Origin of the sequence: Ensifer sp. LC384, from assembly GCF_001695865.1 — a bacterium.
Taxonomy (GTDB): domain Bacteria; phylum Pseudomonadota; class Alphaproteobacteria; order Rhizobiales; family Rhizobiaceae; genus Ensifer.
The window spans coordinates 198,314-222,480 of the sequence record NZ_MBST01000004.1 but is presented as its reverse complement, the minus strand read 5'-3'; the positions used below and the strand labels follow the sequence as shown (position 1 = coordinate 222,480).

At 58.6% G+C, this 24,167-nt stretch carries 24 protein-coding genes, 4 pseudogenes and 1 riboswitch; of the genes and pseudogenes, 7 read left to right on the top strand and 21 right to left on the bottom strand.

Annotated features, from left to right (window positions below; translation table 11 throughout):
• Positions 1-52 precede the first annotated feature (52 nt).
• From ugpB to BC363_RS06280, 4 genes are all read left to right on the top strand, one after another.
• Positions 53-1,363, top strand: coding sequence for a sn-glycerol-3-phosphate ABC transporter substrate-binding protein UgpB (gene ugpB / locus BC363_RS06295; RefSeq protein ID WP_244519813.1), 1,311 nt, complete (start codon positions 53-55; stop codon positions 1,361-1,363).
• A 72-nt stretch (positions 1,364-1,435) separates the two neighbouring features.
• Positions 1,436-2,317, top strand: a complete 882-nt coding sequence (gene ugpA / locus BC363_RS06290) for a sn-glycerol-3-phosphate ABC transporter permease UgpA (protein ID WP_065784460.1) — start codon at positions 1,436-1,438, stop codon at positions 2,315-2,317.
• A gap of 9 nt (positions 2,318-2,326) precedes the next feature.
• Entirely contained in the window at positions 2,327-3,175 is an 849-nt protein-coding gene (gene ugpE, locus BC363_RS06285) for a sn-glycerol-3-phosphate ABC transporter permease UgpE (protein ID WP_065784461.1), read from the top strand.
• On the top strand, positions 3,175-4,227 hold the full coding sequence (locus BC363_RS06280) for a sn-glycerol-3-phosphate import ATP-binding protein UgpC (RefSeq protein WP_065784462.1): 1,053 nt from the start codon (positions 3,175-3,177) through the stop codon (positions 4,225-4,227). The genes ugpE and BC363_RS06280 overlap by 1 nt, the downstream gene beginning before the upstream one ends.
• A gap of 133 nt (positions 4,228-4,360) precedes the next feature.
• Here the strand turns inward: BC363_RS06280 and BC363_RS06275 are convergent, their stop codons facing one another.
• The 10 genes and pseudogenes from BC363_RS06275 to BC363_RS35790 form a co-directional block, all read right to left on the bottom strand.
• A complete protein-coding gene (locus BC363_RS06275; protein ID WP_065784495.1) occupies positions 4,361-5,290 on the bottom strand; it encodes a nucleotidyltransferase and HEPN domain-containing protein in 930 nt (309 codons plus the stop codon).
• Positions 5,291-5,441: 151 nt separating this feature from the next.
• Entirely contained in the window at positions 5,442-6,443 is a 1,002-nt protein-coding gene (locus BC363_RS06270) for a TRAP transporter substrate-binding protein (RefSeq protein ID WP_065784463.1), read from the bottom strand.
• 21 nt (positions 6,444-6,464) lie between these two features.
• Positions 6,465-8,348: a TRAP transporter large permease gene (locus BC363_RS06265; protein ID WP_065784464.1), complete on the bottom strand. Its 1,884-nt coding sequence runs from the start codon at positions 8,346-8,348 to the stop codon at positions 6,465-6,467.
• On the bottom strand, positions 8,338-9,147 hold the full coding sequence (gene thiD / locus BC363_RS06260) for a bifunctional hydroxymethylpyrimidine kinase/phosphomethylpyrimidine kinase (protein WP_065784465.1): 810 nt from the start codon (positions 9,145-9,147) through the stop codon (positions 8,338-8,340). The genes BC363_RS06265 and thiD overlap by 11 nt, the downstream gene beginning before the upstream one ends.
• On the bottom strand, positions 9,144-9,806 hold the full coding sequence (gene thiE / locus BC363_RS06255) for a thiamine phosphate synthase (RefSeq protein ID WP_065784466.1): 663 nt from the start codon (positions 9,804-9,806) through the stop codon (positions 9,144-9,146). The genes thiD and thiE overlap by 4 nt, the downstream gene beginning before the upstream one ends.
• Positions 9,793-10,533: a hydroxyethylthiazole kinase gene (locus tag BC363_RS06250; RefSeq protein ID WP_065784467.1), complete on the bottom strand. Its 741-nt coding sequence runs from the start codon at positions 10,531-10,533 to the stop codon at positions 9,793-9,795. Before BC363_RS06250 ends, thiE begins: the two co-directional genes overlap by 14 nt.
• Positions 10,530-11,374, bottom strand: a pseudogene (locus BC363_RS06245) (ABC transporter substrate-binding protein). The gene BC363_RS06250 and the pseudogene BC363_RS06245 overlap by 4 nt, the downstream one beginning before the upstream one ends.
• Before the next feature lie 121 nt (positions 11,375-11,495).
• Complete coding sequence (locus tag BC363_RS06240; RefSeq protein ID WP_065784468.1) at positions 11,496-12,239, bottom strand: ABC transporter permease; 744 nt, start codon at positions 12,237-12,239, stop codon at positions 11,496-11,498.
• 141 nt (positions 12,240-12,380) lie between these two features.
• A riboswitch (TPP riboswitch) is annotated at positions 12,381-12,483 on the bottom strand.
• Between the two features lie 721 nt (positions 12,484-13,204).
• Positions 13,205-14,200 (bottom strand): annotated as a pseudogene (locus tag BC363_RS06235) (IS110 family transposase).
• Positions 14,106-14,576, bottom strand: coding sequence for a lysozyme (locus BC363_RS35790; RefSeq protein WP_244519814.1), 471 nt, complete (start codon positions 14,574-14,576; stop codon positions 14,106-14,108). Before BC363_RS35790 ends, BC363_RS06235 begins: the two are co-directional and overlap by 95 nt.
• 72 nt (positions 14,577-14,648) lie before the next feature.
• Here BC363_RS35790 and BC363_RS35335 point away from each other — a divergent pair, with 72 nt between their 5' ends.
• Positions 14,649-14,801: a hypothetical protein gene (locus BC363_RS35335; RefSeq protein ID WP_202618544.1), complete on the top strand. Its 153-nt coding sequence runs from the start codon at positions 14,649-14,651 to the stop codon at positions 14,799-14,801.
• A gap of 233 nt (positions 14,802-15,034) precedes the next feature.
• Here BC363_RS35335 and BC363_RS06225 read toward each other — a convergent pair whose 3' ends face one another.
• Positions 15,035-16,228 (bottom strand): polysaccharide biosynthesis/export family protein, encoded by a 1,194-nt coding sequence (locus BC363_RS06225; RefSeq protein ID WP_065784472.1) that lies wholly within the window; start codon positions 16,226-16,228, stop codon positions 15,035-15,037.
• 160 nt (positions 16,229-16,388) lie between these two features.
• On the opposite strand from BC363_RS06225, the gene BC363_RS35055 reads away from it, so the two are divergent.
• Positions 16,389-16,544, top strand: coding sequence for a hypothetical protein (locus BC363_RS35055; RefSeq protein ID WP_161952440.1), 156 nt, complete (start codon positions 16,389-16,391; stop codon positions 16,542-16,544).
• 114 nt (positions 16,545-16,658) lie between these two features.
• Here BC363_RS35055 and BC363_RS36295 read toward each other — a convergent pair whose 3' ends face one another.
• Both BC363_RS36295 and BC363_RS36290 read right to left on the bottom strand, forming a co-directional pair.
• On the bottom strand, positions 16,659-16,886 hold the full coding sequence (locus BC363_RS36295) for a hypothetical protein (RefSeq protein WP_348272172.1): 228 nt from the start codon (positions 16,884-16,886) through the stop codon (positions 16,659-16,661).
• Between the two features lie 53 nt (positions 16,887-16,939).
• Entirely contained in the window at positions 16,940-17,227 is a 288-nt protein-coding gene (locus tag BC363_RS36290) for a lysozyme (RefSeq protein WP_348272173.1), read from the bottom strand.
• Positions 17,228-17,362: 135 nt separating this feature from the next.
• On the opposite strand from BC363_RS36290, the gene BC363_RS35695 reads away from it, so the two are divergent.
• Positions 17,363-17,500: a hypothetical protein gene (locus BC363_RS35695; protein WP_210183661.1), complete on the top strand. Its 138-nt coding sequence runs from the start codon at positions 17,363-17,365 to the stop codon at positions 17,498-17,500.
• 426 nt (positions 17,501-17,926) lie between these two features.
• On the opposite strand, the pseudogene BC363_RS33270 reads toward BC363_RS35695, so the two are convergent.
• The 8 genes and pseudogenes from BC363_RS33270 to BC363_RS06185 form a co-directional block, all read right to left on the bottom strand.
• Positions 17,927-18,115: pseudogene (locus BC363_RS33270) on the bottom strand (transposase); the annotation flags it as partial.
• Positions 18,116-18,165: 50 nt separating this feature from the next.
• Positions 18,166-18,482 (bottom strand): annotated as a pseudogene (locus tag BC363_RS33265) (GDP-mannose 4,6-dehydratase); the annotation flags it as partial.
• 49 nt (positions 18,483-18,531) lie between these two features.
• Complete coding sequence (gene rfbC, locus BC363_RS06210) at positions 18,532-19,089, bottom strand: dTDP-4-dehydrorhamnose 3,5-epimerase (protein WP_065784475.1); 558 nt, start codon at positions 19,087-19,089, stop codon at positions 18,532-18,534.
• Positions 19,090-19,262: 173 nt separating this feature from the next.
• A complete protein-coding gene (locus BC363_RS06205) occupies positions 19,263-20,288 on the bottom strand; it encodes a sulfate/molybdate ABC transporter ATP-binding protein (protein WP_065784477.1) in 1,026 nt (341 codons plus the stop codon).
• Positions 20,285-21,178: a sulfate ABC transporter permease subunit CysW gene (cysW, locus tag BC363_RS06200; protein WP_065784479.1), complete on the bottom strand. Its 894-nt coding sequence runs from the start codon at positions 21,176-21,178 to the stop codon at positions 20,285-20,287. The genes BC363_RS06205 and cysW overlap by 4 nt, the downstream gene beginning before the upstream one ends.
• Positions 21,175-21,996 (bottom strand): sulfate ABC transporter permease subunit CysT, encoded by an 822-nt coding sequence (gene cysT / locus BC363_RS06195; protein ID WP_065784481.1) that lies wholly within the window; start codon positions 21,994-21,996, stop codon positions 21,175-21,177. The genes cysW and cysT overlap by 4 nt, the downstream gene beginning before the upstream one ends.
• A gap of 93 nt (positions 21,997-22,089) precedes the next feature.
• Positions 22,090-23,076 (bottom strand): sulfate ABC transporter substrate-binding protein, encoded by a 987-nt coding sequence (gene cysP / locus BC363_RS06190; protein ID WP_065784483.1) that lies wholly within the window; start codon positions 23,074-23,076, stop codon positions 22,090-22,092.
• Between the two features lie 160 nt (positions 23,077-23,236).
• Positions 23,237-24,055: a sterol desaturase family protein gene (locus BC363_RS06185; protein WP_083223562.1), complete on the bottom strand. Its 819-nt coding sequence runs from the start codon at positions 24,053-24,055 to the stop codon at positions 23,237-23,239.
• Between the last annotated feature and the right edge of the window lie 112 nt (positions 24,056-24,167).

The window sequence follows — 24,167 nt, the reverse complement described above, 5'->3', positions numbered from 1 at the left end:
GATCGATTTCGCCGGGCGTGCCAAATGCCCTGCCTTTTGAGAAATGGGAGGAATCATGTTCAGAAATTTGAACTGGACCGTTGTGGTCGCGTCCGCATTTTCAACCGGCCTTGCTTCAAACGCATTGGCCGCCACCGAGCTTTCATGGTGGCATGCCATGACCGGCGCCAACAACGAAGTTGTCGACAAGCTCGCAAAGGAATTCAACGACAGTCAGACCGCCTACAAGGTGGTTCCGGTCTTCAAGGGCACCTACCCCGAAACGTTGAACGCCGGCATTGCCGCGTTCCGATCCAAGCAGGCGCCCGCCATCCTGCAGGTCTTTGATGCCGGTAGTGGCGTGATGCTCGGCGCCGAAGGCGCAATCCTGCCGGTGGTCGACGTGCTTCAGAAGGGCGGTTACGAATTCAACAAGGATCAGTACCTGCCCGGTATCGTCGCCTATTACTCGAAGGCTGACGGCACGATGCTGTCATTCCCCTACAATTCGTCGTCGCCGATCCTCTATTACAACAAGGACGCGTTCGCGAAAGCTGGGCTCGATGCCGAGAAACCGCCGAAGACCTGGCCGGAAGTGTTCGACGCAGCCAGGAAGATCAAGGCGAGCGGCGCTTCGGCCTGCGGCTTCACCTCCACCTGGCTGACCTGGATCCAGACCGAGAACTTTGCAGCCTGGAACAACGTGGCTTACGGCACCAACGAGAACGGCCTCGCCGGTCTCGACGTCGAACTGAAGATCGACGCGCCGCTGTTCGTCCAGCATTTCCAGGCGATTGCCGATCTCGCCAAGGACGGCACGTTCCGATATGGCGGCCGCACCTCGGAGGCCAAACAGCTCTTCATGTCGGGTGAATGCGCCATCTTAACCGAATCCTCCGGCGGCCTCGGCGACATCATCAAGTCCGGCATCAAATACGGCATCGGCCAGTTGCCCTATTACGATGGCAACGGCCCGCAGAATACGATTCCGGGTGGTGCAAGCCTCTGGGTGTTCGCCGGCAAGTCCGACGATGAATACAAGGGCATCGCCGAGTTTTTCAACTTCCTGTCGAAGACCGAAATCCAGGCACGCCTGCATCAGGTCTCGGGCTATCTGCCCGTCACGCTTGCAGCCTACGACGAAACCAAGAAGTCGGGTTTCTATGAAAAGAACCCGGGCCGTGAAACGCCGATCCTGCAGATGATGGGCAAGGCGCCGACGGAAAACTCCAAGGGTGTGCGGCTCGTCAATCTTCCCCAGGTGAGAGACATCCTCAACGAGGAATTCGAGGCGATGCTCGCCGGCCAGAAGGATGCGCAGGCGGCCCTGACCGAAGGTGCCAAAAAGGCGAATGCCGCAATCGCGGCTGCCATCGGAAACTAACGACGCAACAGCAGACCTGCCCCGGGTGCCACCCGGGGTGGGTCCTCTCCTCAAGCAAAGAAGGGGGTTGCTTTGCAGCCTGTCGTCTTTCCCAATAAAATCCTGCCTTATCTCCTGCTCGCACCGCAGATCGTGCTCACGGTCGTTTTCTTTTTCTGGCCAGCCAGCCAGGCACTTTACCAATCGGTGCTTCGCGAGGATCCGTTCGGCCTGAAATCCGGATTCGTCGGCCTCGCGAACTTTCGCGCTGTGCTCTCAAATCCGGACTACCTGCATTCCCTAGAAGTGACAGTGGTCTTCAGCCTGGCGACGGCGCTTCTGTCGATGGCCGTGGCCCTGCTGCTGGCAACGGCGGCCGACCGCGTCGTTCGCGCCCGAAACATCTACCGCACGCTTCTCATTTGGCCCTATGCGGTAGCGCCGGCCGTTGCCGGCATGCTGTGGCTGTTCATGTTCAATCCGGCGATGGGCACATTCGCCTACATCCTGCGGCGGAACGGTTTTGCCTGGGACCCGCTTCTGAACGGCGATCAGGCCATGGTCCTGGTCATCGTTGCGGCCGCCTGGAAGCAGATCAGCTACAATTTCCTCTTCTTCGTCGCCGGTCTGCAGGCGATCCCGAAATCGCTGATCGAGGCAGCATCGATCGATGGCGCGCGGGGCGCGCGGCGCTTCTGGACGATCGTCTTCCCGCTTCTGGCGCCGACGACCTTCTTCCTGCTCGTGGTCAACACGGTCTACGCCTTCTTCGACACATTCGGCATCATCCATGCCGTCACCGGCGGCGGCCCGGCAAAGGCGACTGAAACGCTCGTCTACAAGGTCTATAATGATGGCTTCGTCAATCTCGACCTCGGCAGTTCCGCGGCCCAGTCGGTCATCCTCATGGTCATCGTCGTCGCACTGACGGCGTTCCAGTTCCGCTTCGTCGAGAAGCGGGTTCACTACTCATGAGGCGCGCCGATGATTGAAAAACGTCCCATCGCCAATTTCATCGGTCACCTCGTGCTGATCATCGGTGTCATCATTGTCGCTTTTCCGATCTACTACACCTTTGTCGCCTCCAGCCGAACCTCGGTCGAGATCATCCGTCCACCGATGTCCTTGACCATCGGCGATCATCTGACCGAGAACTACACGGAGGCAATGTCCGGTGGGGTCGAGCGCGTGGTCGGCGTCAGCCTTGAACGGCTCTTGTTCAATTCGACCGTCGTTGCCATTGCGATCGCGGTCGGCAAGATCGTCATCTCGTTCCTGTCGGCTTTCGCGATCGTGTTCTTCCGCTTTCCGCTGAAGATGGTTTTCTTCTGGATGATCTTCATTACGCTGATGCTTCCGGTCGAGGTGCGCATCCTGCCCACATACAAGGTGATCGTCGACCTCGGCCTGATCGATACCTATGCCGGCCTGACGCTGCCGCTGATGGCGTCGGCGACCGCGACATTTCTCTTCCGGCAATTCTTTCTGACGATCCCGGGAGAGCTGGTGGAAGCGGCCCGCATAGACAATGCCGGACCCTTTCGCTTCATGCGCGACATCCTGCTTCCGCTTTCGAAAACCAACATCGCGGCACTGTTCGTCATCCTCTTCATCTATGGCTGGACCCAGTACCTCTGGCCGTTGTTGGTGACCAACGATGCCAAGATGAACACCATCATCATCGGCCTGCGTCGCATGGTCGATTTCACCGACGCCTCGACGCCTTGGAACTATGTGATGGTGACGGCGATCCTGGCGATCATCCCGCCAATTCTCGTTGTCGTTTTGATGCAGCGCTGGTTCGTCAAAGGCCTTGTGGAGACTGAGAAGTAATGGCTCAAATTACACTGAACAACGTCCGCAAGATCTATGGCGGCAACATCGAGGCGATCAAGGGCGTCTCGCTCCAGATCGACGATGGCGAATTGGTCGTTCTCGTCGGCCCTTCCGGATGCGGAAAGTCGACGCTTCTGCGCATGATTGCTGGGCTGGAAAGCATCAGTTCCGGCGAGATCGTCATCGGGGACAGGACAGTCAATGATCTGGAGCCGGCTGAACGCGACATTGCCATGGTGTTTCAGAACTACGCGCTCTACCCGCATATGACTGTTCATCAGAACCTTGCCTACGGACTGAAGAACCGCAACACCCCGAAGGAGGAGATCGAGCGTCGGATCGCGATTGCCGCCAAGACCCTGGAGATCGAGCAGTATCTACACCGCAAACCACGCCAGTTATCCGGCGGCCAGCGCCAGCGCGTGGCCATGGGACGGGCGATCGTGCGCGAACCGGCGGCGTTCCTGTTCGATGAGCCACTGTCAAATCTCGATGCCAAATTGAGGGGGCAGATGCGCATCGAAATCAAACGCTTGCAGCGGTCTCTTGGCACGACAAGTGTCTACGTCACGCATGACCAGATGGAGGCGATGACGCTTGCCGACAAGCTGGTGGTGGTCAACGGCGGACAGATCGAGCAGGTCGGATCGCCGATCGAACTCTACGAAAAACCGGCAACGACGTTTGTCGCAACGTTCATCGGTTCACCGTCGATGAACCTGCTCAAACATGCAGAAACCCTGGACGGGTGGTCAATCTCACCCAACGTGCCGAAACCAGCAGGCGCATTCACGATCGGCATCCGGCCGGAAGACCTGGCCGTCTGCGAAGTCAACGCAGCAGGGTTTGATTTCACCGCAAACGTTCGCATCGACAGCATCGAGCTTGTCGGAGCTGAAAGCTATGTCCATGGCAAGTTCGCCAATGGTCAGGATCTCGTGTTTCGCGTACCCGGTCGATCGGTGCGACAAATCGACGATCATGTCACCGTCGGGGCGATGGCCAAGGACCTGCATGTGTTCGATGAGAGGGGCCGGCGCGTGGCCTAAAACCAGCAGGACTTGGCGGGCGGAGTGGCCGGCTAAGGCCGCTTCACAGTGCTGTTTAGCGCCCTACCCGCGTTTCGATCGAAAAACTAACGAAGAATATCAAGATCACAGCACAACTATCTGATATCGCTTTCTATTCTCCCATCTTCCTGGCGCTTTCGATTTCTGCATTGAGTCTTTCCAGATGGTTACGGCAGGTTTTTTCTACAAGATCGATCAGCGTCTCCGTCAGGTCCAGTAGCCACACCAATGCTTCCTCGGTAATTTCATAATGCTGAGAATAACGTGCTTTTACATAGGCTTCGTTGACGATATTAAACCATGAAACGAAACGCTGCTGATCAGCCCTCCAGACCTCAGCCAACTCCCTGTGCTGCTCTTCTGCAAGACCGCGCAGGAATTTCAGATTGTGGGATGCCGGGCTGTGGTTCGTCAGTACCAGTAACACGGTGGCGTAGGCTTGCTCGATTGACTGATGCAACAGAAAGGAGGCCTCTTTCCACATGCTCGCCGTCGCCGCGGAACGAGAGAGCTGCAGAAAGTTAACCGCAGTAACTATCCGGGTTTCGTAATGCTCTTTCGCCACACGATGCGCATCTGCCGGTGTCAGCGGTTTCGGAATTGCTAAAGGCTCATCATCGAGTTCGTAGAGCACTACGCCGTCCCGCCGAATGTCGACAAAGAAGTACCGTCCGTCATAGAGAGCGGTATTCACTTCGCGGCGGGAGTGCACGATCAAGCTAACCGGTGTTTCAACTCCGGAGAGACGCAGCAATCGGTCCTGCGCCTTCGCCCAATAACGCCCGAAATCCGTCAACTTGCTGTTGTTCACAACAACAAGGATATCGTAGTCCGAGCGGTAACCCTTTTTCGTGTGCGGCTCATCCACCCAATTTCCACGCCCGTAAGAACCGAACAAAATGATCTTCAGTATGCGGCCGCGTTTCTTGAAGTCGGCGGAGCCGTCTTTCAGTGCATCCTCGAACTCCTCATGCAGTACCTCCACGACGCGAGCGAGTTCGCGCTGCTTACGCTCAGGAAGATGAGCGATGCTCGATTTCATCGGCGCGTGGTTGTGTTGTGGACCCTGCATTCGTCAACCTGTGGCATGCGATTCGCAACACTTTAAACCGGGGGCAACGGCGTGAGAACCCTAACAATATTATGAAACAGCAGGAGGATTTCAGTTTTAGCGCCTCACCAGCCAATCTATCTTAACCCGTTGCCTGCACGGCTTCGACCACCTCCATGCCACCCACTTTATCCGCGTACGCCGCCCATACATTTCGTGCGCCCGCGATCCACTGGTGTCGGTCCTCGGCGGCGTTGAAGCGCGCACCGGCAGCTTTCGCCAACTCGACCGAGGCCACCTCATCGGCAACGATCAGTTCGTTGAAATACCGTGCACCCTCGATGGCAGCATCCCGGAATGCCTCCCTTTCCTCAACCGTCAGGCCGCTCCAGAAGGGCTTGGCAAAAACGAGAGCACCGGATGCCCAGATGTGGCCGGTTTCGATCACGTCAGGCACGACTTCGTAGAGCTTGAAGCCGGCATAGGCGGATTTCGTCAAGTCCATCGCATCGACGACATCGGTCGCAAGCGCATTATAAGTTTCGGTGATCGGCATGCCGACCGGGACGGCGCCGAAACTCTCCCACAGCGTCGCATGTAGCGGGCTCTGGATGACGCGCAATCTCTTTCCAACCACGTCACCGGGACGCGTCAGTTGTTCCTTGGCAAGCAGATGCCGGGCACCGTAGTTGACATAATCTCCAACGATGAAACCCTCCCCTTCAAGCTTCGCTTTCAGCGCATCTCCGGGCTTCGAGGCGACCGTCGCGCGGACATGGTCGGCATCGCGGAAAAGAAATGGCATATCGAAGAGCTGGCTTTCGGGCGCCCAAGCAGACAAGGCGGAGAGAGTGGAGAGGCTCCCCTGGATGGCGCCGAGGCGCAGACCCTCGTTGACATCTTTCTCGGCCCCAAGGACCGCGTTCGGGACAATGTTGAAGGCAAACCGCCCCGGAAGTGCAGCTTCGACGAGGTCACGGATCTTGAGCCAGACCTTGGTTTCCGGCTTGTTTTCTCCCAGCAGCGAAGCGATGAGCACCGGACGTGCGGCCACGGCCCGACCCGTCAAAGCCGGGGCGGCAAATGCTGCGGCGCCGGTAGCAAGCAGGCTCAAATTGAACGCACGACGATTAAGGCGAAGCATTTCCAATCCCTCCCTAAGGGTTCAAAAACAGGCAACGAGTGCTGCGGAAAAACTGAGAAGTGCCAGCGCCGACAGCAGCGCAACCAGATAGGGCCGCGACGCGGCAAACAGCGCGACAACGGGGACACCGGAAGCATTGCCGACGGTCTGCACGAGGATTCCGACAGGTGGCGTCAATCCGCCGATCATCAGATTGACGACAAGGATGACGCCGAAATGGATAGAGCCGATACCGGCAGAGACTGCAACCGGCAGCGTGAGCGGCGCAAACAGCAGGATCGCCGCGCCGATATCGAGGAACAGTCCAACGCCGAGGAGCAACAGGTTGAGCGCGGCAATGACGAGAAACGGATTGGATCCGAGCCAAGCCGCCGCCGATGAAACCTGCGCCGCGATGCCATCGACCGCGATCAGGAACGCGAAGGGTGCTGCCGAACCGATCAGCAGCAGGATCGCGGCAGTTTCGCGCGCCGATTGCCGGAAGGCGGCAGCGATTTCTTGAACCGCTGTTCGCTTCAAGACGGCTGCAATCAGGGTGTAGGCGGCCGCAAGTGCTGCCGCTTCCGTCGGTGAGACCACGCCGGCGCGAATGCCGGCAACAACAATCATGCCGAAACCGAAGGCGGGTAGCGCGCGCACGCCAAAGCGCCAGCATTCAGAAGCTCCGGTCCTATCGGGGTTCGCTGTCGTCGCGCCGTACAGATGGATGGCGACCGCAAGCGTTGATGCCATGACCAGGCCTGCAACAAACCCTCCAGCCAGGAGCTTACCGGTCGACAGGTCCGCGGCGGCCGCCAGAATCAGAAAGGCGATCGATGGCGGGATAATATTGTCGAGCACCGAGACGGCGGCGATCAGGGCGCCAGCGCGCTCTGGAGGCGTCCCGCGGGCCGTCAGTTGCGGCATGAAAGCGGCTGTACCGAACGCCGCATTGGCGATCGACGATCCGGAGGCCCCCGAGAAAAGCACGCCGGTCAGCAGCACCGTTTGCCCGAGCCCGGCGCGCCGATGGCCAACAAGGGCGGAGGCAAAGCGAACCAGGTCGCTGGCGATCCCCGACGCTGTCAAAAGCGCACCTGCGACTAGAAAGAACGGAATGGCGGTGAGTAGATAACGCGCCAGGCCGGACAATGTGGCGGCCGCCATCGCTTCCTCCGGCATTGGCGCGCCGAAGGCGACGGCAACATAGGCCGCAGCGATGAAGGCATGGGGTAGCGGCGTTCCCGAGAATATTGCAGTAAGCGCAAAACAGCAAAGCATGACGCTGGGCGATGCCAGGACCAGGGCCGGCGCGGCGCCGACCGCCCAATGCAATCCGGTGGCAATCGCTAGCATCAAAATGAACGCAACAAGCAGCTTTTCTACGAGGTGGCGGAGCAGGATCGCGACGATCGCCAGCACTCCTCCAGTTCCCAGCATGGCCGGGCGCAGTCCTTCGGAGAGGCCGAGCGACGGCGAAACACCTCCAAGCTCCAGTGCGGCCGTGCCACTGCCGGATATCAGCACGACGCAAGCAAGCAGGGTGATGGCGCCGGAGAACAGCGCGCGCAGATCCCGGGCAGCGAAGCAGTGTTTTGATGAAAGCGGCTGGGTGCTTCCATGCCCAGACTTTAGCTTTCCGTTACGCAGAGTCGGCGCGTGACGATGACCGGAGTTCGATCGTCCGTCGAAGAGATCAAGTCGCAATCCCTTCGAAGTCGAGGCAAGCGGCAATCCGATTGAGACGAGGGCTACCAACAGCCAACTCGCCGCCTCTTCCGCGCCGGAAAAGCCGCTTGCCGCCGCATATCGGAGAACGACCGAGAGCGTGACTGTTGCGAGCAGGACCGCAAGCAAAAGTGCCCCGGCAAACTCGAGCGTTCGCTCCAACCGCAGCAATAGCACTTGGGCGATGCTAACGAGCATGAGGTTGCCACCAGCGATGGAAGTGATGGACCGGTCCCCGGCCCTGCCCGACTTTCAGATCGCCAGCCGCAACGATGGCACGATGCAGATAGTCTTTGGCCGCGATAACAGCCTGCGCGAGCGGCAATCCGTTTGCGAGCCCGGCAGCAATCGCTGCCGATAGAGTGCACCCCGTGCCGTGGTCATTCGTTGTTTCGATGCGCGGCGCCGTTAACCGAAGCGGGTCCCCGCCGTCGAAGAAGATATCCGTCGCCTCGGGGCCGCGTCCATGTCCGCCCTTGATCAGCACCGAACGCGCGCCGGCCCTCAGAATGATCTCGGCCTGGTGGGTCATCTCTGCCTCATCCGTTGCGATCGCGCGCCCAGTCAGCAATGCCGCCTCCGGCAGGTTAGGCGTGGCGATCAGCGCCAACGGCAGCAGTTGCTCTCTCAGCGCCGCAATGGCATCCGGACGCAGCAGCGTGTCACCGGATGTGGCGACCATCACAGGATCGAGCACGGCCATCTTGCCGTATCGGCGAAGTCCGTCGGCTATGACCGCGATCGTCTCTCCGCGAGACACCATGCCGATCTTTGCGGCGCCAACAGCAAGATCCGAAAACACCGCGTCAATCTGAGCCTGGACGACCGCTGGCGAGATATCCTCGACCGCCGTTACGCCTCTGGTGTTCTGCGCCGTGATCGCAGTGATCACGCTTGCTCCATAGGCACCGAGAGCGGAAAAGGTCTTCAGGTCTGCCTGGATGCCCGCCCCGCCGCCGGAATCCGAGCCCGCAATGGTGACTGCAATAGCGGTCATCGCGAAGCCTCCCTCAGAGCTAAGTCGACACCAGCGCGCAACTCACGCGTGGCCGCTGCCGGGTCCAAAGCGGCGAAGATCGTGGAAATGACTGCGACGCAATCGGCTCCGACGGCAACGACGTCAGCGGCGCGCTGCACATTGATGCCTGCAATGGCTCCGACAGGCAGATCCGGCTTAGCCGCCAGAAGCGTCGCACGAAGCCTGGCGAATCCTTCCAGGCCGACCGGCGGATCGGGGTTATGCTTCGACAGCGTCTCATAGACCCCACCGATGCAGGCATAGTCGATCGACGAGGCGATCGCGGCCCGTGCGTCCTCTTCGTTCTTAACCGTCAGACCGATGATCGCAGCATCGCCCATAATCGAGCGAGCCTTTATCGCATCCATATCGTCCCGGCCGAGATGCACGCCATTAGCGCCCGCCGCGAGCGCCACATCGACGCGATCATTGATGACGAATGGCACGCCGGTTCCGGCAAGGGCATCGCCGATTGCCCGCGCCTGTTCGATCATCTCGCGTGTCGAGTTCGTCTTGTCGCGATACTGGATCAGCGTCGCGCCATTGAGGGCGGCGATACGCGCCAGATCAGCCAAGTGCGCCTTGTCTCCAAGGCGCGCATCGACGAGGGCATTCAGGCGATAATCAACCTTCGGCATGGGAAATCCTGGCATTCGCAATGATATCCTCGGGGCGGAGCGCTGCGAGCGCATCGCGGAAGAGTGCTTCGAACGTGCCTGGGCCACTCGACCTTTCCGCCGCGATTTCGGCGGCAATGCCGCTCGTCAGCAACGCGCCTGTCGCGGCCTTCAGCCGATCCGGCTCGACGGCCATGAAGGCTGCAATCAAGGCACCCGACAGGCAGCCCGTTCCCGTCACTTGAGCCATGAGAGGGTGGCCGTTCTCAACCCGGATCGTGTGCCGATCCAGCGTAAGTTCGTCGATCGGCCCGGTCTTGATCTTCAGCACACCATCGACCTCACCGATGATCTCCATCTCGCTGGCATTGCCGCGAACACCGGAAGGTCCAGAGGCGATGAGCTCCCGGGCGAAGGCAAGCCGCGACGGCGAATAATCGCAATGCACGGGATCGACGATCCACGGCTTGTCGACATCACGCGCAACGGCGGTCGCCAGGCGGATCGCCGTTCGCCGCACTTCATCAAGCGTACCGAGGTTGACGACGAGCGAATCGGCGCGCCGGGCAAAGGCCTCTACCTCTTCGGGGGCCGATGTCATCGAGGGGACCGCGGCCACAGCCGCCAGGCCATCAGCGACGAACTTCTGCACCACCGTGTTCATCAGGCAATGCACACGGGGACGGCGCTGCCGAACAAGCGCCAGCGATGTAGCAGCATTTTCGACAAAGTGCGCTGTGTCCGTCATCGAATTTCCACCGCGATATCGTCGACATCAGGTGCCTGGCTAATCAGCCCGCTTTCAGCAAGGAATTTACCAAACCGCTCATAGCGACCGCGATCGAGCGCGGCCGGCCGCTTGGCGAAGCGCGGCAGCGTGTCCGTGAATGCGCTGCGGTTGAGTTCGTCGTCAAGATTTGGATAGGCTTTGACAAACAGCTTCCACGCTTCTTCAGGGTGATCGCCCCCTGCTCCACCGCGGCCAGGAATGGCCGCAATCGCTTGTCGGCGACCTTCGCCTTGTCGGTGACGAAGACGAGCTCGTCATAAACAGGCACGCCGTGTTCCTCAGGGAAGAACGATCTGCCCTCGTGCCCTTCAAGACGCATCTGCGTCAGCTCAAAATTCCTAAACCCCCCGATCGTCGCATCGACCTTGCCGGCGATCAGCGACGGCGACAGGGCGAAATTGACGTTGACGAGCTCGACATCTTCCTTCTTGAGGCCGGCCGAGGCGAGCATCCGACCGAGCATCGCGTCCTCGAAACCGGAGACGGAAAAGCCGATTTTCTTGCCCTTCAGATCGGCAAGGTCGCGGATCGGACCATCGTCAAGGACGGTGACGGTGTTGAGCGGTGTCTCGACCAGCGTACCCACCCGAACGAGCGGCAAACCAGCGGCATGATCGAGATAGAGGTTTGGCTGATAGTGCACGCCGATATCGGCCTGCCCCGCTGCAACGAGACGCGGCACGCTCGAGGGATCCGCCGGGGGGATGAGTTCGACCTCGAGCCCCGCCTTGTCGAACAAGCCGAGCTGTTTGGCGACCACGATCGGCGCATGGTCGGGATTGACAAACCACTCCAGCATCACCGTGAGCTTCTCGGCAGACGCCGAGCCGGCCGAAAAGACGACGCCTAGAGCAAAGCTGGCGGAAAGCAGAAGTTTGCGGGCCATGATTATGCGAACGCTCCCAATTGATCTTAGAAATTCAGGTTTCTCGCGCCCAGTGCGCGAGTGGACGGGTTGCCTCATCGACGAGAAGCCTAAGTGTGACCGCAAGCACGGCAAGAATCGCCATGGCAGCGAAGACGACGTCGGTCTGCATGCGGGCATTTGCCTGGACGATCACGAAGCCAAGCCCAGCAGATGCGCCGACCCATTCGCCGACGACAGCACCGAGCGGAGCCAACGGGGCTGCGACACGCAAGCCAGACACGAGCCCCGGCAGCGCCAGCGGTAACCGCACAAACCGCAACGCCTGCCAGTGACTCGCTTTGGTCAGCGCGACGGCATCAAGGATCTGCGCATCTGTACGGCGCAGGCCATCAGCGAATGCGGAAACAATCGGAAAGAAGATGATGATGGCCGCCATCACGATCTTCGAGGCCATGCCGAAGCCCAACCACAGCACCAATAAAGGCGCGATCACGAAGACGGGAAAGGCTTGAAGGACGAGTACGAAGGGCCAGACAAGCTTTCCGAGCCGCGGAAAAGCTGCGAGCCCGATAGCCGTCGCAGCGCCGAACGCCGTGCCAACCGCGAGGCCGGCCAGCATTTCGGCAATCGTCACCAAGCTTTGATCGAGAAGAAATGCCGGCTGCCGCACAAAGACGGCAAGTACCTCGAGGGGCGTCGGCAACAGATAGCGCGGCAGGGCGAAAACAAGCACCGCCAGTTGCCAGAAGACAGTAAGGACAGCAAGGCTGCGAACAAATGTGAACGCCAGGCGCATCGCCGGTCAGCCGACGCAACAACCCGGACGAAATGCAACCCCGCCATCCGGCGGCAACTTGGCAAAAGACAGCATCGATCGATCTCCAGACAAAACATCACGGAGACCCAGGTGAAAGCGAAGACGCGATTAGTTTGCCGAAAGCGGCTCTTTTCCCGTTCCTACGCCGGCATGACCCGGATCAGGTTCAAGGGTCCGGCTCACCGCCATCTCAGCACTGTAAAGTGCTCCCCTCGGAATACTTGAATCAATGGGAGAAATTCGAATGACTGTCAACGGCACTTCTGAGAAATTGGTCTTCCTAGACCGCTAAAACCCCCGAAACGTCAATGCTGTTGTCAATTTTTTCGCCGAATCCAGTCATCGGCGACGCCTGCATCACTCAAATAATAAAAAACACGAAAATGGACCATCCGCAATAAGCATTCGAGAGAACAAAATCATTTCCAGTACTACAAGAATTAACTCCAATATCACTATATAACTATAAATTAAATTTACGCTTTAATTCATCGAAGCGCGCTGTCATTCGATATCTATCACGAGATATACAATGAAGATCTACACACAAAAACGTGGAGAAAGCCATTATTTCTTCATAAATATCCCGAAGCGCCTAAGGCGCAACACTGGGAAAACCTCGATACGACAAATGAGGATGTGGCACGCCGAAAAGTCCTGGATCGGCTTGGTTAGTGGAGAGGCAGATTCGCGACTGCAGACATACCGAGCTCGGCGCAAATCACGTTTCCCGTGATGAAGGAAACGGCGAAGAGCCACGCGGATGGTTGTCAAGCTTAACATCCTTGCCGGGGTCATGGTCCTTTCCGAGGTCGTTGCCTCATGATGATGTTCGGGCCGGGCGCTTCAACGTGTGCAACGGCGTGCCTGTTTGGCCACCAGCCGATTGACCGAAGTCACCGCAACCACCGTCCCGGCGGGGACATCGCAGACCCGCTTGGGGCCTACAAACTCGTAGAGAAAGTCAGGCTCCTTTTCCCGGAACTCCATTCAAATGTAGTGCCATCCACCCAGATGCAATGAAGGATGACGGCAAGCTTCCGAGCAACAGCGACTTGCGCCTTTTTCATCCCAATGCGTTTCGCAAGCCGCAGCCCCCATGCCTTCAACGAGCACCATTTCTTGGTGCGATGTAGTAGGACTGACGCAGCTTCGAACAGATAGGTCCGTAAAAGGCGATCGCCCCATTTTGAGGTCTTTCCGTTGGTGTCGGTCTCCCCCGATTGTTTTCGCCTGGGCGTCAGACCAAGATAAGCACCAATCGTCGTGGCCGATCTGAACCGACTAGGATCATCGATGGTGTGGCGGAATGTCAGCGCCGTAATCGCGCCGATGCCGGGCACAGTCATCAGCCGGCGGATTGTTTCATCGGTGCGAGCAAGTCCTGCCATCCGTTTATCGAGCTTTTCCTGTTCACGACAAACTTGCTCATGAATGGAAAGCAGCGGTTCGATGACATCCCGAAGAACATGGCCGGTATCAACTAATTCTACGACCTTACGCCGGAACATCGATCCGATAGCACGCTCGAAGAGCAGGCCATACTCCTTTAGCATCGCCCGGATCTTATTTTCCAAATCACGTCTTATTTGGATCAAGCGCGAGCGGGTCACGAGCAGAGATCGAACCTGCTGACTTTCAGCGCTCTTGACCTTCACCTCCCTGTACCAACCGATACGAACCAGTTCAGCCAGACCGCGGGCATCGTTCTCGTCACTCTTGTTCATGCGCACCGACAATGCCGCTTTCGCATGCCGTGCGTCGATGCAGACGACGGGAAGATCTATGCGCGTGAGCTCATGCCACAATCAACTCGACATGGCGCCGGTCTCAAAGCCGATGCGTTCAGCGCAAGGGGCCCTCTTTCTGATCAGTTCTGCCAAGGCTCCAGGATTTGACTTCGCCCTGCCTTCGAAGATCATTCGGCCGGTCTCGTCCACGACACAAACGGCAGTTTCTCGCTGCGATACATCCAGGCCAACATAGTGTTTCATACGGTGGTCTCCGTCGAAAAATGGTGCTCAGATATTGAGCGTTACCCGAAGGACGAAGGCGAGCAATTACGTCATCGTGTCCAAAATTCTTGACCAGGCCCGACACCCGCTCCTCGAACATGGCGAGGTCGGCCAGCAGGATCTCTTCCGCCTTGGCCTCCGTGATAACTATGGTCGGCGTGACCGTCGGCGCGCCGGCCGCGCTTGTGTGGCCGTAGCCGATGGTCCAGATGCCACCGACATCTTGATAGGCTTTGGTCTTCAGGCCTTCCCATTGTTTGACGAGCGCAAGGCCCGCCGCGTTGATGCGTCGGTTGTTCATAAGCTTTTCCTTTTTGTTAAAAGGCATGGCCGATCATCACCGCAACGGCATGAAGCCGCTGGAGTGGAGCAGATGGGCTATGATTGGGATGGCGCGCGCTGGCGCCGGATGAAGGTGGCGAGATATGGAACCGCCGTCGCCTTGGCGGGTCTACTGGTCGCAGTCGCGACGCAGATCGTAACGCGGGCGCTCTCAGACGCAAAGGGCCCCTTCTCCTACGAATAGGTGAAGAGGCCCCGTCTGAGCGTTCGAATTCACAGACGCGCCGCTTATAACCGACGTGTTCAGGATTTCTAGTCCTACGCGCAAGGAATTACTTCCGATTCCCAAGCACGACTTCGAAAGCGACGGGAAGAGTTTCCCGAGCAATGTGTTGATCCTTATTTGTTTTTGGGAATAGAAAAACCCCGCTCGATGGCGGGGCTGCATGATCAGATTGGCAAGCGTTTGGCGTGGGTTTAGTCCGACGCCATGTCTGCGGCCTGATGGGCAACCGATACGCCCGAATTGGCTACCTGCAATGGTTGCCCTACGATACCCAGGAACTTCGCGATGTCCGTCGAGAGATGGCGCGACACGTAAATGATGTCTCGATGTTTCACCGGGAACTTCTGGCCGGCGAGCAAGCTATCCGGGCGGCCCATATCCAAGCGGTAGACCATTGGAACTCGACCAATTCTATCAGCGCGCAGCCCTTTCCGAAGCATCGCGTCATAGCGTGATCTGCCAAGAACAGCAGCGGCCACTTCGGGCTCTTCGTATCGGAACACGAAGAACCCCTTCTGGTCAGACGCATAGTCGCTGCCGCCACGTCCCAATCCTACAGCCTCGATCAGGCTGAGGTCGCGTGAACCGAATACCCCGCGTCCGCTTGCCGCAACGGCGCCCATGATGGTGAACTGTCTTGGATCCTGGACGAGTGTAATTTCGTCGCCCGGCTGGACCCAGATGTTTTCACCCGGGTTGTCGATGACCGCGCTCACTAGAGCCGTAGCAGACTTCTCCCCTCGGGTAATGGTGACGAAAGTGTCATACGCCTCACCACGAGGGCCGCCCGCTTTCGCGATGACATCGGTCAGCTTGTCGCCGGCCAGATTGAGTGGGATAACAGATGGGCGGTTGACGGCGCCTGTGACAATGGTTTTACGAGAGGCCGTGTCGGTGTTTTGGATGATCACGTCTGGCTCGATGGCCTTACCTTCGAGCGACCGAACGATCTCTTGCCTTGCTTGCTCGAGGGTGAGGCCAGCGAGCCGAAGAGCTCCAACGTAGGGAATCGACCCTTTTCCGTCTGGCTGGACGACGATCTCTATGTTTGCTGACTTCGACTTCGAAGTGGAGAAGAGTCCGTTTTCTCCTGCCTCGAAGATAGACACGATGAGTCGGTCGCCGACGCCGATGGTCGCGCGCGCAACACGCCCGCCGCCGAGACCAAACCTCCGATTGAGCGGGCCGCTCGTGTAAGCTGAAACAGTTTCAGCGGATTGGCTATCAACATCTACGATCTCGTAAACGGTTGCGCTCTCACGCTTTAGCTCAGCGGCAGACTTACCAGCATCTGAAAGGATTGAACCTGCCAGAGGCCCTTCGCCCGGAACTGCTTGGCAGGATGCGAGTGTCGAAACGAGCAACAAGACACAAATGCGATTCAAGATTTATCTCCTAGGAGGCCGTGCCGCAATTAGCACGCGACGTCGCAGCCCGGCAATGCCCCAGAGTCACACTCGCCGTTGTTGGCGCTAAGAACCTGACCTGATACTACAACGCTGGAAGAGAAGATTGTCGATAGGAGATACCCAAGGAACCCTTCACATGCAGAAGTACGACGACGCTGCCAGCGCCTATGCAGTGCAGGTGGGCGAGCACTCTCAGGCCGTCGACATTTGCGGGCTGCGAAGTCGCACAACCCGTCAGGGCAAGTGTCATAGTCAAAGCGAGAATCACCCGCTGAATGTGCCGCCGCATTGATCTGCCTCTCGAATGCATTTGTGATTGATCGGACGCCATCCTCGCGGATCTCAAGAACGGTCCAAGTGATGGCGGCGAGCACGAGCACGCCGCAGAGGATTTTCGGCCAGAGGATCATGCTGGATCGAGCCGCTTGCGGATGAATAGGAAAGCGCCGCCTGCAAACGACGCGACAATGATGCCGGCGAGCCAGCTGACGTTTTCCTTCGTCACGACGTCAGGCGCTTTGGCTGCGGCCAGCTGCGCGTTGGTCGGGAAAAACGCCCCCTTTGCCCACAAGCCTGCCTCGGCAGAGCGGCGGTTTACCAGCCCCTGCACCCGCTTTTGCCGGCGTTGACCCACTTCATCAGCTCGGCCGGCACGGCGTCATAGTCGCCAGCGTAGAGCCGCTTCAGTCACGTCGACTTGTGCAGCTTGCCGATGTTGAAGTCGAAAGAGACGAGAGCCGCGAACTGGTTATCGGCTAGGGGCACCTTGACCTGGCGCGGCAGCCGCTCCTCGAACATGGCGAGATCGGCCAGCAGGATCTCTTCAGCCTTGGCGTCGGTGATCACCATCGTCGGCGTCACAGTCGGCGCGCCGGCCGCGCTGGTATGGCCATAGCCGATGGTCCAGATGCCGGCGACGTCCTGATAGGCCTTCGTCTTCAGGATGGTTGGCCCAACATGGGTTCGACTGGTCACCACGTTGATCACTGCCAGGCTAAGAAATGCGGTTAGCTTCAAACCAATGATCGTAAGGCGTCACCCAATTGAGGTTGTTTTCGAGAGATTCGGGCGCTAAGAAAAACGCACAGGATTCGACTAAAGGTTTATTTAATGGATAATCAGCAACGCCAACGTGAACCCGAAGAGCGCGAAAAAGCAGACCCGCGGCAGGACGATCGACCGTTCGACCCTTGGGAGGAGGCGTTTAAGCGTGACTTTCAGAAACATGAACGCGAGTTCGACTTCTGAAGGCGGTCGATGCGATGGCACACGCCGAAGCGAAATGCGGACGTTCTGAACTAGCAAATTTGTCCTCTATTGAACTTGTCTCCGACGACCAGTATGCGATGGCGCTGATCGGTTACGAAATCGTTCTTGCGCAACCAGAAGCGTGTTTCCACATCTCCAGCATAACGCCACGCAGACACCAGAAGTCGACGCGGCCCACGCGATTGCCCGGCTGGTATACCTAGCAAAGTTTCACTGACGGGCTACGTCAGAGATTGACGGTACTCAGCCACATGACGTCAATCTGCTGATCAGTGAGGCCAAGCGCTGCGCCTACAGTCGCGCTCAGCGGATGCATTCGATTGAAGGCGGTCGCATATTCCCATTCGATCCGGGCCTTTTCCTTGTCAGCGCCATCCGGCAGAGCGTCGATCGCTGCCTCGACCAGGAGATGACGAGATTGACGTCGGTGAGGCCCCGGCGCGCTAAATCGCGCAGGAAAGAGGTCCAGAACGGTTCGGCTTTGGAAGGGCCGATGTGCAGGCCGACGATCTCCCTTTTCCCGTCCGAATTGGCCGCCACCGCAATTATCGCCGCCACCGAGACGATGCGACCGCCTTCGCGCACCTTCAGATAGATGGGGATGGCTAGGCGATACGCGCCTTACCGCATCTCAGCTCGTGTGATAACTGGGCCCAGTAGACTCGGGCACATTCGAGCATGTTGAATGTTCCAAGCACGTTGCTTTCCACAGTGGAGCGGTCCACGTGGCTCTCCGCAGCCAAATGCATTACCCGGTCGGGTGGGAAACTCGAGAAGGCCTGCGAAACCGCCTGACCATCATATATGTCAGCTTTAAGAAAGCGGTAGCTGGGAACTATGTAAGCGTCGCAGCATGGGTTAGCTTGTCGACGTTGAGCACCTCGTAACCTTTGTCCACAACGAGATGACGAACCAGTGCCGAGCCAAAAAAACCCGCTCCACGTGTGACCGAAACCCGCATATTTTGCCGATCTCGGAATTCCTTGTTGGTCCAATGCGTCTGCGCTTGCTCAGTACGCAAAGCTGACGCGGAGTTCGGTCAGTCTCGGTAACTTGAGATCCTTGTCAGAAAGGTTCGCAACATCCGCTGTCACCGGCCAATTGATCGCTACGTCTGGATCGTTCCACAACAGCCCACGGTCATGCTCAGGACTATAGTAATTGGTCACCTTGTAGCTGATGACAGTGTCCGGTTCTAATGTGCAAAATCCATGCGCAAAGCCTGGAGGAATCCATAGCTGTTTAGCGTTTTTCGCCGACAACTCCGCCGTCAGGAATTGCCCGTAGGTCGGCGAACCGATGCGGATATCCACTACCGCATCGAGAAGCGAACCAGCTACACAAGAAACGAGCTTCCCTTGCGCACGTGGATTGATCTGAAAATGCAGCCCACGAACGGTGCCCGATTGCGCAGAGTATGAACAGTTGTCTTGGACGAAGGCGAAAGAACCTACTTCTGCTTCGAATTCAGCTTGTCGATACGTTTCCATGAAGTAACCACGAGAATCGCCGATCTTTTTAGGCGTGATAATTACCACACCCTGAATTGCGGTCCGTTCGTAAAGCATGTTGTCTCTATCGTCATTGATCTAGGATAAGTGTGAACCACATCGGTCAGGTAAGCGCAATACGCGTGCGCGCGGCCGTCCATCGATCACGCGCTGTGGAGGCACCGAGGACGCCGCCTCGTGTTCGTTCACAGTGCTTTCCAAGGTCCCTACGCCACGACGTGCGCACGCGGTTAGATATCTCTCGGGAAAACCTGCGGGTTCCTAAGGATAATGCCAGCCCGCCGAGACAAATCGGGTTCAGCCTGATCAGGGCTTTCAAACTCCACTCGAACACCATCTTTGGTCGTGCCAACAACAGTCAATCCATCGGGTCGATGTAAGATACGCTCGATATCCACGGGAATACCGCCAGCATCCTTCTGCCAAATAGTATCTCTAGGTCTTACAAAGACGTCGACAGGACCACTTTCGGTAGACGCGATACCAGTTGCCGTCTCGCCAACAAAAACGAAACCGTCCCTTGCGACGCCTGGAAACTTGTTCACGTCCCCGAGAAACTGCGTAACAAATGGCGAGCCCGGATGTCGACAAACGTCCGCAGGAGTTCCCTGCTGTATGATCTTGCCTTCATTGAGGATGACTACACGGTCGGCAAGATCGAGCGCCTCCTCCTGGTCATGCGTCACGAACAGGGTCGTGATTCCGAGCTCATCGTGGATCTCGCGCAGCCAGCGGCGCAAGTCCCGGCGGACATTGGCATCGAGCGCGCCGAACGGTTCGTCGAGAAGTAGGACTTTCGGATCAACTGCCAGTGCGCGCGCGAGTGCTACGCGCTGACGCTGACCGCCCGAAATCTGGCCGGGGAAGCGCGCACCAAACCCTTCGAGCTTTACCAACCGCAGGAGTCGTGAGACACGTGTCGCGATCTCTGACTTGCTGCGCTTTGTTTTGGAGACCTTCATGCCGAAGGCGATGTTCTCGGCAACCGTCATATGCGGGAAGAGCGCGTAGTGCTGGAAAACGAAACCGACGCGGCGGTCGCGCACTGGGATATCGGTCGCGTCCTGGTCCCCGAAGTAGATGTGGCCGCCATCGGCATATTCGAGCCCGGCCACCATGCGCAGGATCGTCGTCTTGCCAGAGCCCGAAGGGCCGAGGAGCGCCACCAGTTGTCCGCTCTCGATATCGAGCGAAACGCCATGCACGGCGCGGAACGTGTCGAAGGTCTTTACGACCTGGTCGAGACGGATTTTCATGGGGGGGTTCCTGCATTGGGTTCGTTAGTCGCTGCGGCAAGCGCCGGCCGGCGACCGGCACCGCGGCGCTCCAGCGCAACCTTGGCAATGATGGTGACGACGGCGAGCGTCGCGAGGATCGAGGCGGCCGCAAAGGCGCCGGCCGCCTGGTAATCGTGATAGAGCAGCTCGATATGAAGCGGCAGCGTGTTGGTCTGGCCGCGAATATTGCCGGAGACCACCGAGACTGCGCCAAACTCGCCCATGACACGGGCGTTGCATAGAACGACACCGTAAAGCAGCGCCCATTTCACATTGGGAAGCGTGACGGAGAAAAACGTGCGCCAGCCTGAGGCTCCAAGCGAGGTCGCAGCCTCTTCGAGGTCCCTGCCCTGCGCCTGCATCAGCGGAATGAGCTCGCGCGCAACGAACGGCGCTGTCACAAACATCGAGGCAAGGACGATTCCCGGCAACGCGAAGAGGATCTTGATATCCGCCGCCTCAAGCATCGGGCCAAACAGCCCTTGCAGACCGTAGACGAAGAGATAGGCGACGCCGGCGACGATCGGCGATATCGAGAATGGGATCTCGATGACGACGAGCAGGGCCCGCCGTCCCCAGAAGTCGAACTTCGTGATCGCCCAGGCGGCAGCAAGACCAAAGGCAGTATTGACGGGAACGGCGATCAAGGCGGTTGCGACCGTCATGAAAATGGCGTGGCGGGTATCCGGATGAGCGATCGTGGCACCGTAGGCCCTCACACCCTGGCTGAAAGCTTCGACGGCAATCACAATCAGCGGCGCGAGCACTAAAATGGCGCCGAAAAACAGCGTCGTGCCAATCAGCACGCGCCGTATGATTGGTCCGTCACCGACGCGCGGCGGTTTGCGTCTGGTCGGCGTCATCGTCAAGACCTCGCGGTATAGCTCAAGGCACGGGCCTGCAGAAGATTGGTGGTGGCCAACATCAGGAAAGCGGTGATCAACAAGACGGAGGCGATCGCGGCGGCCGCCTGATAGTCGTATTCCTCAAGCCGGATGAAGGCGAGCAATGCAGTGATTTCCGTTTCCATCGGTTGGTTTCCGGCAATAAAGATGATCGCCCCGAACTCCCCCAGCGACCGGGCGAAGGACAGCGACAAGCCCGCAAGCAGCGCCGGCATCAACAACGGCAGGATGACGCGCACAAAGATAGCGCTATCCGAACCGCCAAGTGATTGCGCTGCCTCTTCCAGCGCAGGGTCGAGGTCTTCAAGCACCGGCTGCACGGTGCGAACGATGAAGGGCAGGCTGGTGAAGCACATCGCCACCATGATGCCGAGCGGCGTGTAGGCAACCTTGATGCCGAAGGGTGCGAGAAGCGCACCGAACCAGCCGTTCGATGCAAAAAGGGTCGTCAACGCGATGCCGGCAACGGCAGTCGGCAGGGCAAAGGGCAGATCGACGATCGCGTCGATGATCCGACGTCCGGGAAAGCGGTAGCGAACAAGCACCCAGGCAAGCGCCAGGCCGAACACGAGGTTGAAAGCGGTGGCGACAAGTGCCGAAAGCACGGTGACGCGGTAACTGGCAACAGCGCGCGGCGAAGAAACGATCGCCCAGTATTCCGAAGGTCCAAGGCTCGCCGCCTTGAAGGCAAGCGCCACCAAGGGCAACACGACTATCAGCGCGACATAAAAAAGGGTGATGCCCAGCGACAGAGGCAGGCCGGGCAGGACATTGCGTTTCAAGGGATCGCCTCCACGACGGCATGGCTTTCATTCATGGCAGGACCCGGCGAGCGGAACTCGCCGGGTAAAGTAGATTGGTCTTGCTTTCGCAGCTCAGCGATTGCCGTAGATCTGATCGAGCGCTGCACCCGAAGCGAAGTGTTCCTCCTTGATCTTGCCCCAACCGCCGAACACGTTTTCGACCGTCACGAGGCGGATCTCCGGAAACTGGTCCTTGAACTCCGCCGCCACTTTTTCGTTGTGGACGCGGTGGCCGTATTCAGCGGCAATCTTCTGGCCCTCCTCGGTGTAAAGGAAATCGAGATAGGACTTTGCCAGTTCACGCGAGCCGCGCTTGTCGGCCACCTTGTCGACAACGGCGACCGGGAATTCTGCCAGCAGGCTGACGGAAGGCACGACGCTTTCGAACTTGTCGGTGCCGTACTGCTTGGCGATCGAGCGGGTTTCCGCCTCGAAGGTGATGATCACGTCGCCGATCTCGCGCTCGACGAAGGTCGTCGTTGCTGCGCGGCCGCCGGTATCGAAGACCGGTACGTTGTCGAAGATCTTCTTGACGAACTCTGCGACCTTGGCCGGATCATCCTTGAAGGCTTCTTTCGCATAGGCCGTTGCCGCCAAATAGGTGTAGCGCGCATTGCCCGATGTCTTCGGGTTCGGGAAGACCACCTTCACATCGTCACGCGCAAGATCGCCCCAATCCTTGATGCCCTTTGGGTTGCCGGCACGCACCAGGAAGGACGGGAAGGAATAGAACGGCGAAGCGTTGTTCGGAAACTCCGTCTGCCATCCCTCAGCGACGAAGCCGTTCTTTGCCAGGAAGTCGATATCGGTCACCTGATTGAAAGTGACGACGTCCGCCTCCAGGCCCTCGACGATCGCGCGCGCCTGCTTCGAAGTGCCGGCATGGGACTGGTCGACGGTGATGCCCGGATGCGCCTTGATGAAGGCTTCGTTCTCGGCCGCAAAAACTTCCCGCGCAACGTCGTAGGAGGCATTGAGAAGGGTGGTCGGTGCTTCGGCAAGGGCCGGTCCGCTCAGGAGCGCGACAAAGGCGGCGCCCGCGATCAGCAGTTTCTTCATGGGTATCTCCGGTGGAATAGAGGCGGCAGGTTAAAACAAACCTATCGGCCGCTACAGGAGACGACGAGGCACCGTGATCTTAGGTTGTTTCTCGAACGGGAAAAATCACCTAACGAACTCGGATATCAGAGAAAATGGCTTTGCGGCTGTGGCCCAAAAACTAGCGATCCGAGGTTGGCGTCGCCTCTTGTGCAGGAGCTAACTGCGACGGCCGCTTGAGGCTGATGGCGGGCGCCTCTCCTTCGAACGTCTCCACCCTGCGGTCATAGACCGGCGAGATCGTGCCGAGAACGCGATCCCAGAAGGAGAAATAGTTGGCGTAGTTGTATTTGAACTCGGCGTGATGCTGGTCGTGATAGGTGGTGCACAGCAGTGGCCAGGGATAACGCGCCGTCGGCGAGGCAAAATATTCGAAACCCGCATGCCCGAACGTGCCGTTGATCTGGTCGAACAGCCGATGGGCCAGCAGGATCAGCGGCGGAAACGGCACCAGGAAGACGATCACAGCGTAAAAGCCCTGCGACAGCGCGGTATCGACGAGGCCAATCGAATCGTTGCTCCACACGGTCGGGGCGACGCTGCGGTGATGCAGCAGGTGATACTTGTAGAACAACTTTGTGTGCAGCAGCCGGTGCGCGAAATAGAACCAAGCGTCGAACAGCACCATGCACAGCAGGAAGAGCGGCACGGCCGTCCACCAGTTGAAGGCCCAGGGCGCGAATAAAGTCCAGCCCTGGTACTGGGCAAAAAGACCGATCGCCACCGACGTGCAGGTCACAAGGATCGACGCCATGCTCTGGCGGATCTCGACCGCTTTGCGTTTCTCGCCCCGCCGCCCCTTCTGGATGCGCCGCTCCGGATTACGATCATTGAGCCAGGTGATGCCGTAACCGAGCGCAAAATAGAGAAGCACCGTCGCGGCGTAGATAACTGCGAGAATGGCGAGAAAAGTCAGGGTGCCCTGGACGAACGCGTTCAAGTGGAGATCCGGTGCTGTAGCGTGGGAGACAGGCAGAATACCTGACTATACCGAGCAGGCGAGCCAAGGCAAGGGAAGCGCCTGACTTACCACGGCCCTGAATCCAGGTTAA

What these genes read in the sequence shown, in the direction of transcription:
- BC363_RS06240 (WP_065784468.1), bottom strand. Translation starts at nt 12,239, where the DNA reads ATGCGCCTGGCGTTCACATTTGTTCGCAGCCTTGCTGTCCTTACTGTC.
- BC363_RS35055 (WP_161952440.1), top strand. Translation starts at nt 16,389, where the DNA reads ATGCAGAAGTACGACGACGCTGCCAGCGCCTATGCAGTGCAGGTGGGC.
- BC363_RS06270 (WP_065784463.1), bottom strand. Translation starts at nt 6,443, where the DNA reads ATGCTTCGCCTTAATCGTCGTGCGTTCAATTTGAGCCTGCTTGCTACC.
- BC363_RS06205 (WP_065784477.1), bottom strand. Translation starts at nt 20,288, where the DNA reads ATGAAAATCCGTCTCGACCAGGTCGTAAAGACCTTCGACACGTTCCGC.
- BC363_RS06250 (WP_065784467.1), bottom strand. Translation starts at nt 10,533, where the DNA reads ATGACGGACACAGCGCACTTTGTCGAAAATGCTGCTACATCGCTGGCG.
- thiE (WP_065784466.1), bottom strand. Translation starts at nt 9,806, where the DNA reads ATGCCGAAGGTTGATTATCGCCTGAATGCCCTCGTCGATGCGCGCCTT.
- thiD (WP_065784465.1), bottom strand. Translation starts at nt 9,147, where the DNA reads ATGACCGCTATTGCAGTCACCATTGCGGGCTCGGATTCCGGCGGCGGG.
- BC363_RS35335 (WP_202618544.1), top strand. Translation starts at nt 14,649, where the DNA reads ATGGGCTATGATTGGGATGGCGCGCGCTGGCGCCGGATGAAGGTGGCG.
- BC363_RS35695 (WP_210183661.1), top strand. Translation starts at nt 17,363, where the DNA reads ATGGATAATCAGCAACGCCAACGTGAACCCGAAGAGCGCGAAAAAGCA.
- rfbC (WP_065784475.1), bottom strand. Translation starts at nt 19,089, where the DNA reads ATGCTTTACGAACGGACCGCAATTCAGGGTGTGGTAATTATCACGCCT.
- ugpE (WP_065784461.1), top strand. Translation starts at nt 2,327, where the DNA reads ATGATTGAAAAACGTCCCATCGCCAATTTCATCGGTCACCTCGTGCTG.
- BC363_RS06265 (WP_065784464.1), bottom strand. Translation starts at nt 8,348, where the DNA reads ATGCTCGTTAGCATCGCCCAAGTGCTATTGCTGCGGTTGGAGCGAACG.
- BC363_RS06275 (WP_065784495.1), bottom strand. Translation starts at nt 5,290, where the DNA reads ATGAAATCGAGCATCGCTCATCTTCCTGAGCGTAAGCAGCGCGAACTC.
- cysP (WP_065784483.1), bottom strand. Translation starts at nt 23,076, where the DNA reads ATGAAGAAACTGCTGATCGCGGGCGCCGCCTTTGTCGCGCTCCTGAGC.
- BC363_RS06280 (WP_065784462.1), top strand. Translation starts at nt 3,175, where the DNA reads ATGGCTCAAATTACACTGAACAACGTCCGCAAGATCTATGGCGGCAAC.
- BC363_RS35790 (WP_244519814.1), bottom strand. Translation starts at nt 14,576, where the DNA reads ATGAACAACCGACGCATCAACGCGGCGGGCCTTGCGCTCGTCAAACAA.